Here is an 11,718-nt window from a genome sequence, read left to right as displayed (position 1 = left end):
TTTATTCACCTCCTTTTGGTTTTAATTGATTTTCAATTTGGTCTAATAAAGTAGTATCTGGTGAAATAATCAATTGATAAGCCTGTTTTAAATCTTCTTTGTTAATTTCATTTCTTTTGTTTTCACCTTTACCACGGTTTTTGGCAAAAATACTAACAGTAGTTTTTAATAAGTTTTCTAAGGTACGATTAGCTTTTAAGAATTGTTTATTTTGTGGTAAGTTTTCTAAAGCTTCGTTAATAACTTCAAATAAATACTGTTTTGTTTCTTCACTGTAAGGATTTTTTCTTTTCTTAATTAAGAATTCTAGCATTTGTTGTCGTTCAGTTTTATTTCCTGGTTTTAATTCGATATTGTAGGCAAAACGGGATTTAATCGCTTCATCAATCAGATGGTATTGGTTTGTTGCCCCGATAATGAAAATTGGTTTTTCAGGATTATTATCCTGGGAAGTCATTTCCATTTTGAATTGGTTTACAACATTTGCGATTTCTGAACCTGCTTCTAACATACTTAAATCAGTGAAAATAGTTTCACATTCATCTAAAAAGATGATAGCACCATTACACTCTTCTGCAGCAATTCTTGCATCAGTGAATAAATCTTTTACCATTTGCGGCGCTACCCCTTTATACTTTTGGGAAAAAAGGGAACTATTAACTTCAAAGAATGGTAAATTGGTTTCTTTGGCAAGTGCTCTTGCTAATAATGTTTTACCTGTTCCTGGACAACCATACATTAAAATTCCCAACGGTGATTCTACTTCGCCAATACCTTGGTAGTTTTCAGGGTTTTTTAAATAATCAATAAATCCTTGAACTGCTTTTAATTCTTCTTTAAACCCAATTAATTTGTCAAAACCTATAAATTTTTGAGAGTCAGCAGGTTGAAAAACAACTCCTTCTGCTTTTAATTGTTTTGGGTTTGTTGAAGAATTATTATCAATTTCTTCAGTTTGTTCTTTCTTTTTGGTTTCTGCTTGTTGTAATTCTTGCTTTAATATATTTTTTTCTTCTTCACTTAAAGTTTGGGTGGCTTCTAATTTTTTTTTAAAAGAAATAATTTCTTTTTCGGTTTGACTTAAAGTTTGGTGATGAATCCAGACATAAGTTGCTAACCAAAATAAAAGAAACAAAATGATTATTGTCATTGTTTTTAAGAAAAGTGGTTGGGTGGAAGTTTGTTTTTTGTTTTTCATAATTTATTTCCTTTCTAAAATAAGACTAAGTTTTCTTAACTTAGTCTTATTTTTTTATTCAGCTAAATTTGTAATTTTGTTTTTTAGAGTGGTGCCACTACCGTTAAATGTGTTTCCATTTTTATCCACTAATTCATAGTCAAGAACTAAGGTTAATTGTGGATTTGTTGCTTGAACAAAGTCGTTTTGTTCTAATTTAATTTGAATATTGATATTGCATTTGCCATCATTATCGATAACCATTTGTTTGCGATTGGTGTCATCATAGAGTGTGTTGTTATTTTTAACTTCTAAGTTAAAGAGTGGTTCAGGATTTAAAAAAGTGTTATGAGTGTCATATTTTGGAGTTATTTTTAGATATAAAGGAACACTAATGTCAAATCCATTTGTTTTCAAAATGGCTTGATGATTGATAGTAACTGTGTGATGAAATTTATTTGGATTTAAATTAGGCATAGGTAAAGGGATAAGGGTTTTATCTTCATTATTACCGCTTACTCTATTTACTTCAAATAAAGGGGCATCATTTTTACTCATTAATTTAATGTTTTCTTGTCTTTGGCGTGAGAAATAATTATTAAGAGCCACGCAAGAACTAATTGCAAAACAAGAACAAATTAAAATTGTCAGGACAATTATAATTTTGTTATTTTGATTTTGGTTTGTTTTTTTCATGATTATTTACCTCCTAAGGTTGATTTAATGATATCAATTAAATTATTTATACCTGTGGTTAACCAAGGGATTTGGTTTTGGTAATAAATAACGTTGACATGTAAAATAAAATATAAAACGATAGTTAAATATTGAAATGTTTTTAATAAATTGCCTTTGTTGTTATTGGAAGTTGTTTGAGTTGGTTGTTTTTCTGGGGTGGTTGGTACTTTTACTACCATTGTTTTGCTTGGTGGACTTGATTTTGAATTTATTACTTTTTTATTTTTTAATTCGGTTGATTTTTTATTTGTTTTTTTGGTTTTTATTATTTTTTTGATCATGTTTTTTCTCCTTTGTATTAATTATTTATTTCTTTGTTACTTTCTAAATTGTTTTTTTCTTTTGATTCGTTATTTGGATTTGGAATAATTGAAAATGATTTTTTGGGTTTACTTTCTTTTTGTGTTTCATTTTTTTGATTGATTTCTGGCAATGGTACAAAATTAAAAAATATTTTTTTAATGATAAACATTAAAGCAGTTGTAAATAGAGCGCCAACTATAAAACCGATTGCGAAATTTAGATCATTCATTTTCTTCCTCCTTGTTTATAATTGAATTGGTGTTTTTTGATTTAAGTTGTTTTTTTCTTCTTTTTTTCTCTTTCCAATTAGCAACTTTGACTTTTTGTACTTCTATTTGGGATTGGAGTTTTTCTTGGGTTTCATTGATTTTATCTATTTTTTGTAATAATTTTTGCTCTAAATATTCTTGTCTGGCATTTTGGATTTCTAAGTTTTGTAGTTTTTTGTTGGGGAAAAAGATAGCCAAAATTATATCTTTGATGAAAATTAAAGTGTTTGTAATTAATTTAAAAATAGGTTTGAACCCAGAAACAATAAGAATAGTGAAAATTGTTGTTTGGATTCCATCCATTCTTCGTTCAAGTATTTCGGTAGTGCTAAATCCTTTGGTATAATTTAGAATAAAATTGCTAATTGTTGTAACTATTGAAAATAACCACATATTTTTTTACCTTTCTTAATAATTTTTAAGAATTTTAATTCGTTTTTTAAACGATTTCTTTTTGTTTTTAAAAGTTTTTCTGGGGTGGTCTAAATTAAGCCATTTGCCTTTTGGGCGGGCATGTTTGTTAATTTTTTTCTTGGTTATTGGTTTGCTACAGTCTTTGAAATAAGTCCCACGGTATACTTCTGTCATTCGATCACTCATGTTTTTATCTCCTTTTTATTCTAATTTAAGGGTTTTGACTTTATCTTTGAGGTTTTTTGATAATTTGAAAGTTACCACAGTTTTTGAAGGGATTTTGATTCTCTTACCTGTTTGGGGGTTTCGTCCCGCGCGTGCATTGCGGGATTTGAGGACGAACTTGCCGAGTTGAGGTGATAAAACTACCTCTTCGTTGGATGTGATTGATTCAATTAAGGTATTTTCAAATGAATTGTAAAATTCTTCGGTTTTGGCAACTGAAGTTTTTAGTTGCTTTGCAACTTCTTTGATTAATTCTTTCTTAGTCATTGTTTTGTTGTCTCCTTTTTTATAATATTTTTTTATTAATTAAAGTTTTAATTATTTGGGTTAAATTATCTTTTTGTGAGTTGGTTGCATTAATTAAAAAATACTTGCAATTTTGGTGTTTACAATTTACATCATTACAGTATTTATTTTGATTTAAATAATTTTGACGAACATTTTCAAAATAAATTAGTGGTTTTTGTTCGATTAAGTCTAATTTATGATTTGATTGGGTTTGTTTTCGGTGTAATTTTGTTTGGGGGTCAATATCTAGATAGAAAGTTAAATGATAGCGATAGATTACACGCGTGTTGGTTATTTACGTGCAGCCCCGCTCCAAACCGTACAAGCAAGTTTCCAAGCATACGGCTTTCCCATTCACAGCCTATTTCTAGGGTCTTCTAAATATCACTATTTAGTTGATTGATTATTCAGATGTTTTTTTCTGAATCCTATTCAGTAAGTTTGAAAGCTTAGAAGTTTTATCTGCTTCAGTTGGTTGCATTTGCATCAACCTCCTTTCTCCCGAACTGAATAATCCTGTGAATCTAACTTCTTCGCCTTGTACCTAGCTTTCCTAGGCTCCGTGTGAGGGCAATTATCTTGGTTATTCCAAACCAAGTTTTAATTCCTCCGACTACTAAAAGTCTCTTTTTCCTTGAACCCAGAGGCATTTTAATTTCCTCTGTTTGGTATGGTTTTTAGGAATCTCGAATTTCCGACATCATTATGCCTGATAGTTTTAGGTTCGCTTTCGTTGTTAAAGCTTGTGGCTAGACTAGAACACTTTGTTTCCGTCAACGATATCATGAAGGGTGCTACTTAAAGCGACATGTGATTATATATAAAGACTTAAATCATATCTTCATATCTTACCTTCATTCCAGGGTTTCAATAACTTGCCCTTGAAGTTCTTAAATTACGATAATTTCCGCGATTAGGGATTTGCACCTTTTCCATGACTATCTTAGTCTTGCGAAAGCATCTTGGCTAGTTATTTCACCTCACCTCGCTTTTACGGTCTGCTGTAATCCACCATTCTTTCGTTTGGTTGACCGACCGCATGACCTCACGGAATAATCAAGTCCGTGGCAATTGGCTAGGTTGCTGAAAGGTTGCGTTTATTCGCGCCCTTAAACGTTTAATTAGTTCTTCAGATGTCATTTCTAAACTAAAAATCAAAATATTATGTTTTTTAGGAATATTTTGAAAAACTTTAGCAATATTGATAGCCAAATTTAACATAAAAGCAGTTTTCCCCATTCCTGTTCTTGCGGCTAAAATATTTAATTGTCCTGGTTTAAAACCTCCAATTAAATCATCTATATTATTAAATCCTGTTTTAACTCCAACTAAGTTATTTTTATTGTGGTTTTCCAAAATGTCTTTGATTACTTTAGAAACACAACTTTTTAAATCTTTAAACTTGGGAGTGAGTTTTTTTCTTAATTTTGCAGTATTTGTTTCTATTAATTCTAAAATCTCTTGTGGAGCTATTTTGCTTCTTGCAATTTGGGATAATTTAGCAATAATACCGCCAATTTCTCTTTTTAAAGATGTTTCTTTAATTAAATCAATGTATGTTTCTAAGTGCCGAGGAGAAGGCATCAAATCAGATAATTCATTTAAATAATTAATTCCTCCTATTTGTTTTAATAATTTTTCATTTTCTAAAATAGCACTTACTGAAGAATAATCAATTTCTTTATTATTTTGATGTAATATTTTCATGGCTTTAAAAATATTTTTATGATGAGGACTGTAAAAGTCAGTTTCTGTAATTTCATTAAAAACTAAAGAAATTGTTTCGGGGTTTAAAAGTAAAACCCCCAACAAAGCACGTTCTGCTTCAATCATCTTTCTAACTCCTTTTTTTAATTTGGGTATAAAAAATACCCCTTAAAAAAGGGGTTTAGTTTCTATATTAATTAAAAAGTTTGTACCATTTTAATTGTTCCGTCATAATTGTACCAGGTCTTCTTGATTTGCTTACCTGTTCGGGGGTCGTACTCGTTGATTACCTTTGTACCGTCAGAGTTGTATAAGGTATGCTTGATTTGCTTACCTGTTTGGGGGTCGTACTCTCTGATGTAGCTGATTGTTTTACCATCAGAATTGTATACGGTATCTTTGGTTCTATTCTCTGTTTGGGGGTCGAACTCGGTGGTGAAGTCAATTGTACCGTCAGAATTGTACCAGGTTGTTTTAATAAAATTCCCTGTATCAAGGGCATGTTCGTGAATACCACAAATTTTTTTACCATCAACATTATAATAAGTAGTTGTATTTTTTTGATAATTCATATTATTTATTTCCTTTTTATTATTTTTTTTAATTTATTAATTGCTTTGCTTTTGGTGGTTTCTACTTGCCTTGAAGATAAATTCAACATTTTACCTATGTCTTTGTTGGAATACTCAATTTGAGGGTATTGGTTTTGGATTTTTAAAGGAATCCCAAAACTTAATCTAATAATCTCGAATTCTTGTTTATTTAAATTGGATTTGATTTTTTCAATAAACAATTCGTGATTAACTTGGTTTAACCAAATTTGATGAGGGTTTAGATTGTTGATATTAATAGTTTGAGGTTGTGTTTCTTCAAAAGGAATATTACTTACTTGTTTTTCTTTCCGAAAAACATGTATGGAAGTAGAAGTAGCTTGTAGACCTCTAATAAGTTCTGTGATTTTACCTTTAATTGTTGGGGTAGCATAGACAATAAAATCACATCCTAAATCTTGGTAATTATTTAAAGCTTTGATTAGACCTAAAATTCCTTCTTGGTATAAATCTTCTCTTTGAAGTACTTTAGGGAAATATTTGAATTTGTTAGCTATTTTTTTTACCAAGGGATAATGAAACTCGATTAATTGATCGCGAATTGCTAAATTGTTTTTATTTTTTAAAAAATCTTTAAATAATTTTTGTCTTAACATTTTATTCCTTTCTAAAAATATTTTTAGAAAAGATAAGAAATTATTTTTTTAGTCTTGAAAAGAAAAAAAGACTAACTATTAAGTTAGTCTTAAAAAATTTTTAAAAAGTAAAAAGTTGTCCAAAGTTTTGGAACACCTCATATGATTCAGATACTCAAACTTTTAACAGCTATAATGCATCCCCTTTTAATCAAACAAACCAAAAAGAATTGTTTGAATCTTTAAAAGCAGCTCATTTAAGAGGAGTTAAATGGGTTTTAACTAATCATGACACCCAATTAATTAACCACTTATACAAAGATTTTAATTTTATAAGAATTCCTGTTAATCGTTTTATCAATTCCCAAAGCTGCAATCGGAAAAATAACACCTACGAAACAATTATTACGAATTTTACATTAAGAGATGACCAAATTAAACAAATAAATAATTTATTGTTTTTCAAAGAGTTAAAATCTACATCTTATTTTTTAAAGGATTATGTTTCGTGGGGAAAAGTTAATCATTTTATAAACCAAAATGAAGAAATTATTAAAAAATGGAATAAACTTAAATCCAAAACTGAGCAAGAATTTTATGATAAATTTGAATTGCAATGGCAAGAATTATCAAATACTTTTGAATTTTTGCCAATATTATTAGCTAACAATCGTTTTGCGAAAAACGAAAAATTTATTTATTTTAACAACCAAAACCAAGAAATTACTTTTGACCACCAAGATAAAGAAGTTGTCATTAATTTTATTAAAGAATCAAAACTTCTAACTAATGTTTTTGTAAATTCAAATTTTAATCAAAATATTAAAGATTATATTTTTGGGGTTTTGGTGGGGTTGGATTCTAACTCAAGAAAAAATAAATCAGGAGTTTTGTTGCCTAATTTAATCAAAACTCTTTTAAAAACAAATAATTTCAATTTTCAAGAAGAAGTTCTTTTAACAGACATTTTAAAAGGTGTTGAATTAAAAGAAACAAAAAGAGTGGATTTTGTTTTTAAACATAATAATATAAATTATCTTTTAGAATGTAGTTTTTTTAACACTTCAGGCTCCAAAATTAATAGCGAATTAAAACGTTTGGTAGAATTTAGTAAAACTATCAATAAATTCAAAAATATTCAATTTATTTATGTGATAGAAGGTCCAGGTTTGAAAAAAAACGCATCTTTGTTGGAAAAAACCTTAACGGAAACCAATGTTTTATTCAATATCCATCGTTTTCAAGAATTTTTAAAAAAAATAAAACAAAATTGTATTTTTTAACTCATCGATCTAATAAATTAAACACACACCCATTAAGATTAATTTTTACAACAAACATTATAATTATATTTTGTAATTGAATAAAACTATTTTTAAAAAACACCAAACACATTTAATACCATAAAAAGGTTCCTTTAAGAGGAACCTTTTTTTATTTAATACCCAAAAAATTGATTACAACAAAAAAATTTCATCAAAAAATAAAGTAAGGAGAATGAAATGAAATATCAAATTAAAAAACTATTGAAGCAACTTAATAAATTAAAAAAAGAATTAGGGTTAATTAAACAATTGTGTTATAATACCAATATGCAAAATTATTATAAAAAGGGGCAAGCAATGCAAAAACAAATTCAAATTGATATCCTAGATGTAGCACAATATATTATTAATTATCAAAATAAAAGTGATTATACTAAAATGAAACTTCAAAAGTTGGTTTTTTTAGTTTATTGTAAGTATTATGTAGATTATAAAAAAGAATTATTTCCTAATGATTTCGAAGCATGGGAGTATGGTCCTGTTTCCCCAAAGTTATATTTAAAAACTTTATCTTATACTTCTGGATTTCAAAAAAGTGATCAAATAAAAGAAAATTTTAAAGAAGATTGTTTTACTTCTGAACAAAAAAAAAATAATAAATCATATATTAAAGCGATATGGAAGCCGAACTTCAAGTTTTTTAGTTAAATTAACTCATAAAGATCTATCACCATGGTGTAATTGTTTTATCTCAAAAGATTGGAATTTAAATTCTATTACGAATGAAGTTATTTTAAAATATTATTCTAAAAAGGGCAATGCAATTTAAATTATAATAAAAATCAAAGCAATTCAAGAAAATATTGAAAAAATCCAAATGATATATTTTGTTAACAAATGTTTTTGTTTAGATTTTGATAAATTAAAAAATAAACTTTTAAAATTTTTTAATAACAAAACGTTTGATGAAATTAAAAAAACCAAACATTGTAAATTGTTAAAAGAACCTTTAAGTAAAATAAAAAAATTTTGTAATTTAACAAACGATATTAAAGATCTTCTTTCTGAACAAAATATTTTTAAAATAAGTATTGATAAATGTCAACGAGTTATTGGTTATTTTATTAAACAACAAGATATTTGGTATTTTAATGTTTTTTTATATGATCCTTTTCATCAATATAATTTTTGTGAATCTAACAAAAATTTAAATCAAATTGCTTTGAAACATCTTTATAAGTTTTTGCAAATTAGTAATTTAACTTATGATACATTTCAAAAATTAGTTTATAAGCATCGTAAGCTAAGAAAGATTTTAAAAAAACAGTGAATTAAAAAAATATTTATATTATTAATATCAACTCCGAGATTGAAAAAACGACATCTACGGAACTATTATTACAAATTGGGAGCAAATACACGCTTAATTACAGCAGCCTAACCAACTGCCACGGACTTGATTATTCCGTGAGGTCATACGGTCGGTCAACCAAACGAAAGAATGGCGGATTAAGCAGAACCTAAAAGTGGTTAAAAAATGAAAGCTACAAAATCCCAAATGCCTCTTAAACGCATTATTTTGCCCCTCTCGCTTTGAGTTAAATCCAATTAGGGTAATAACCCTAGTCTTAATTTATGCCCCCTTTAAATTCAATTTAATGAAAAAGCAGTCCTCAAAACCCTAGGAAAACACTTACTTTTATTTTTTCCAATTTTGACATAAATTAAAACGAATCATTTTTTTAACCTAATTTAGACCCCCTCAAATGAGGGGTCATTTTTTTATTTTTAAGGGAGATTTTTTTGATCGTTTTTTGACAACTTTTTTTCATTTTTTTGTCTCTTCCAGACAAAATCGCTAGTGTTTATGGTGACGATATTGCCATTTAACCCTGTTATTATATGGCATAACCGACCCAAAATTAAAAACTCCGCATTATTGTGTAAAAAAATGAAACCCATGTCGTTTTATAGGTGAGTTTTTCATTTTTTCGGCCTATATATATAGTGTACATCTTTCTTATTAGGTTAAACCCGTGGGTAAACCTAAACACCAATTCAAAAAGCCCTCCAAGGCTGTTTTGAATTGGGTTGTGATAAATAATACTTAATTCGGGTTTAACCTAATATTAAAGATAATAATTAAATATAAAAACCTATCAAGGGTTTTTATATTTAATTATAAATAATAAATTTATTATATTATATCATGACATATAATGTTTAGATAAAATATATTATCTAACCATGTGCCCGTCAAATTAAAAAATTTAACGGTCAAATTAAAATACCCCCTAAATCCCCTAAAGGGGACTTCATAGGACAAGGGTAATAGTTAATTGTAGTGCACTTCGGCTGGCCGCCTAGTTCGCTACGCTCGTCTTAGAATACTAATCATATTATATGATAATTTAATAAATATATTTTAAAATTAATTTTTAATGCATTTTTTAGTTATAATTATTTTTGTAATGAATAAAAAATATTAAGATAATTGGGGTTAATGATGCAAAAATTAAAGAAAAAAATAAAATTATTACAAAATATGGTTTCTCACATTCAAACTATTAATAAAAAAATAGTTTTTAAACTGGTTAAACAATTTGCAAAAGACCTAAATTTAACTACCATTTTAAAAACAATTCGTATTAATCGAAGTACTTATTATTATTGGCTAAAAATTGAAAAAAAGTTAAAATTAAAAGAAACAAAACATTTTTTGCAACAACAACGTATTCAAACTTTATGTTTACAACATGAATATTTTTACGGTCATCGTAAAATTACTGATTTATACCAAGAAATTTTTAATGAATTTATTACTAAGAAAAAAGTTTATCTTATCATGAAAGAAAATAATATTTGTTGTAAGTTAAGGCCTAAAAAAAATAAATATTATTATAAAAATTTAGAATCTAACCTCAAAGTAGTCCCAAATTTAATTAATCAAAACTTTACTACCTCCCAACCCATGAAAAAACTATTTACCGATATTACTTATTTTCCCACTCCCCAAGGATTTATTTATTTTTCGTGTATTATTGATTCTTTTAATAATCAAATTATTGCCTCCCACACTTCAAACCGACAAAATAAAGAATTAATTTTAAATACAATCAAAAAAATTCCTACTTTAAAAACCCCTTGTATTATTCATTCTGACCAAGGTAAAGTTTATCAATCTCTAAAAGTACAAAAAGTTTTAACTAAAAAAGGGTTTTTAATTAGTATGTCTCGTAAAGCAACCCCACGTGATAACGCTGTCATTGAAAATCTTTTTGGCCAGATGAAAAGTATTTTATCCAACCAACATCCCTTTTTATTCCAAAAAACACCAAGTAAAATCAAAAAAATTATCAACCAATTCCCTTCTTTTTGGAATAATAAATGGTTATTAACTAAATTAAACAATTTATCTCCTTTGCAATACTTTCAAACTTTTAGATAAATATTTAATTATGGATATATAAAATTATAACCTTTGGAAAAAGGTTGTTTTGTTGTACATTTTTTTCTATAAAAATCAAAAATTCCGCATTATTGTGTAAAAAAATGAAACCCATGTTGTTTTTATAGCAACTTTTTCGTTTTTTCGACCTATATATATAGTGTAGGGATAAAATATTAAAAAAAAATATCTTTTGAAACTAGCAAATTATGAAAAAACATTAGACACTTTTTAAGTTTAATGAAATTATTTGTTAGTTTGAAAAGATATGAAATTATCTATTTAATTTTAAGTCTTAAAGAGTAATTTTTAAATAAAAAAATGTCTAAAAAAACGGAACAGTTCATTGTAATCGGTGATGTAGCTGATTGTACCGTTGGGGTGATATGAGATTTGCGCGGCGAAGGTTAAAGGAATAAAACTTAAAAGACCACACACCACCATCATAATGAGCTTTCTAATTTTGAGTTTTTTTAACATAATCGCGAATTCCTAATTGTATATATTTTTATTTTCGTTATTATATTCGCCGATGGGTTTTTTGGTGTTGGTTTTTAAAATCCGTCTAGCTGCATGGTATTTTTTCGCATTTCTAAAAGCCCATTTGCATGTTTTATCCCCTCCTACATTCATGTTTTTCTTACTTTGTTTTTCATTTTGCATCTTCTCAATTACCTAAATAGTTTGGTAGCTTAAAT

17 protein-coding genes and 1 pseudogene are annotated in these 11,718 nt (G+C 27.5%); 5 read left to right on the top strand and 13 right to left on the bottom strand.

Annotated features, from left to right (window positions below):
• Position 1: 1 nt before the first annotated feature.
• The 8 genes and pseudogenes from AACP42_RS02200 to AACP42_RS02165 all read right to left on the bottom strand — a co-directional run.
• Positions 2-1,198: an AAA family ATPase gene (locus tag AACP42_RS02200; protein WP_249402835.1), complete on the bottom strand. Its 1,197-nt coding sequence runs from the start codon at positions 1,196-1,198 to the stop codon at positions 2-4.
• A 54-nt stretch (positions 1,199-1,252) separates the two neighbouring features.
• A complete protein-coding gene (locus AACP42_RS02195) occupies positions 1,253-1,873 on the bottom strand; it encodes a hypothetical protein (protein WP_339332284.1) in 621 nt (206 codons plus the stop codon).
• Between the two features lie 2 nt (positions 1,874-1,875).
• Complete coding sequence (locus AACP42_RS02190; protein ID WP_212775623.1) at positions 1,876-2,196, bottom strand: hypothetical protein; 321 nt, start codon at positions 2,194-2,196, stop codon at positions 1,876-1,878.
• Positions 2,197-2,213: 17 nt separating this feature from the next.
• The gene (locus AACP42_RS02185; RefSeq protein ID WP_339332283.1) at positions 2,214-2,447 is read right to left on the bottom strand and encodes a hypothetical protein; all 234 of its coding nucleotides are present in this window, start codon (positions 2,445-2,447) and stop codon (positions 2,214-2,216) included.
• Entirely contained in the window at positions 2,440-2,880 is a 441-nt protein-coding gene (locus AACP42_RS02180) for a hypothetical protein (protein ID WP_339332282.1), read from the bottom strand. Before AACP42_RS02180 ends, AACP42_RS02185 begins: the two co-directional genes overlap by 8 nt.
• A 15-nt stretch (positions 2,881-2,895) precedes the next feature.
• Complete coding sequence (locus AACP42_RS02175; RefSeq protein ID WP_212775640.1) at positions 2,896-3,087, bottom strand: hypothetical protein; 192 nt, start codon at positions 3,085-3,087, stop codon at positions 2,896-2,898.
• A 15-nt stretch (positions 3,088-3,102) separates the two neighbouring features.
• Positions 3,103-3,393 carry an HU family DNA-binding protein gene (locus tag AACP42_RS02170; RefSeq protein ID WP_212775639.1) on the bottom strand — a complete coding sequence of 97 codons (291 nt, stop codon included), beginning with the start codon at positions 3,391-3,393 and terminating at the stop codon, positions 3,103-3,105.
• A gap of 19 nt (positions 3,394-3,412) precedes the next feature.
• A pseudogene (locus AACP42_RS02165) lies at positions 3,413-3,676 on the bottom strand (dTMP kinase); the annotation flags it as partial.
• On the opposite strand from AACP42_RS02165, the gene AACP42_RS02160 reads away from it, so the two are divergent.
• On the top strand, positions 3,677-3,817 hold the full coding sequence (locus AACP42_RS02160; RefSeq protein WP_339332565.1) for a hypothetical protein: 141 nt from the start codon (positions 3,677-3,679) through the stop codon (positions 3,815-3,817).
• A 653-nt stretch (positions 3,818-4,470) separates the two neighbouring features.
• Here AACP42_RS02160 and AACP42_RS02155 read toward each other — a convergent pair.
• The 3 genes from AACP42_RS02155 to AACP42_RS02145 all read right to left on the bottom strand — a co-directional run bounded on the left by AACP42_RS02155 (position 4,471) and on the right by AACP42_RS02145 (position 6,328).
• The gene (locus AACP42_RS02155) at positions 4,471-5,247 is read right to left on the bottom strand and encodes a replicative DNA helicase (protein ID WP_339332564.1); all 777 of its coding nucleotides are present in this window, start codon (positions 5,245-5,247) and stop codon (positions 4,471-4,473) included.
• 71 nt (positions 5,248-5,318) lie between these two features.
• Complete coding sequence (locus tag AACP42_RS02150) at positions 5,319-5,693, bottom strand: DUF2963 domain-containing protein (protein ID WP_212775634.1); 375 nt, start codon at positions 5,691-5,693, stop codon at positions 5,319-5,321.
• 5 nt (positions 5,694-5,698) lie between these two features.
• Entirely contained in the window at positions 5,699-6,328 is a 630-nt protein-coding gene (locus tag AACP42_RS02145; protein ID WP_339332563.1) for a sigma-70 family RNA polymerase sigma factor, read from the bottom strand.
• Positions 6,329-6,537: 209 nt separating this feature from the next.
• Here AACP42_RS02145 and AACP42_RS02140 point away from each other — a divergent pair, with 209 nt between their 5' ends.
• The 4 genes from AACP42_RS02140 (at position 6,538) to AACP42_RS02125 (ending at position 11,020) form a co-directional block, all read left to right on the top strand.
• The gene (locus AACP42_RS02140) at positions 6,538-7,590 is read left to right on the top strand and encodes a DpnII family type II restriction endonuclease (RefSeq protein WP_339332327.1); all 1,053 of its coding nucleotides are present in this window, start codon (positions 6,538-6,540) and stop codon (positions 7,588-7,590) included.
• Between the two features lie 219 nt (positions 7,591-7,809).
• Positions 7,810-8,280, top strand: coding sequence for a Panacea domain-containing protein (locus tag AACP42_RS02135; protein WP_212775626.1), 471 nt, complete (start codon positions 7,810-7,812; stop codon positions 8,278-8,280).
• 169 nt (positions 8,281-8,449) lie between these two features.
• Positions 8,450-8,902, top strand: a complete 453-nt coding sequence (locus AACP42_RS02130) for a hypothetical protein (protein ID WP_212775627.1) — start codon at positions 8,450-8,452, stop codon at positions 8,900-8,902.
• Between the two features lie 1,176 nt (positions 8,903-10,078).
• Positions 10,079-11,020 carry an IS3 family transposase gene (locus AACP42_RS02125; protein WP_425342245.1) on the top strand — a complete coding sequence of 314 codons (942 nt, stop codon included), beginning with the start codon at positions 10,079-10,081 and terminating at the stop codon, positions 11,018-11,020.
• 309 nt (positions 11,021-11,329) lie between these two features.
• Here AACP42_RS02125 and AACP42_RS02120 read toward each other — a convergent pair whose 3' ends face one another.
• Positions 11,330-11,500, bottom strand: coding sequence for a hypothetical protein (locus AACP42_RS02120; protein WP_339332275.1), 171 nt, complete (start codon positions 11,498-11,500; stop codon positions 11,330-11,332).
• Between the two features lie 12 nt (positions 11,501-11,512).
• Positions 11,513-11,683, bottom strand: coding sequence for a hypothetical protein (locus AACP42_RS02115; RefSeq protein WP_212775571.1), 171 nt, complete (start codon positions 11,681-11,683; stop codon positions 11,513-11,515).
• Positions 11,684-11,718 lie beyond the last annotated feature (35 nt).

The sequence above is a fragment of the Hydrangea phyllody phytoplasma genome (assembly GCF_036985185.1).
In the GTDB taxonomy this organism is placed as follows: domain Bacteria; phylum Bacillota_I; class Bacilli_A; order Acholeplasmatales; family Acholeplasmataceae; genus Phytoplasma; species Phytoplasma asteris.
The sequence above is the reverse complement of the archived record's forward strand: the minus strand, read 5'-3'. Positions and strand labels throughout refer to the sequence as shown.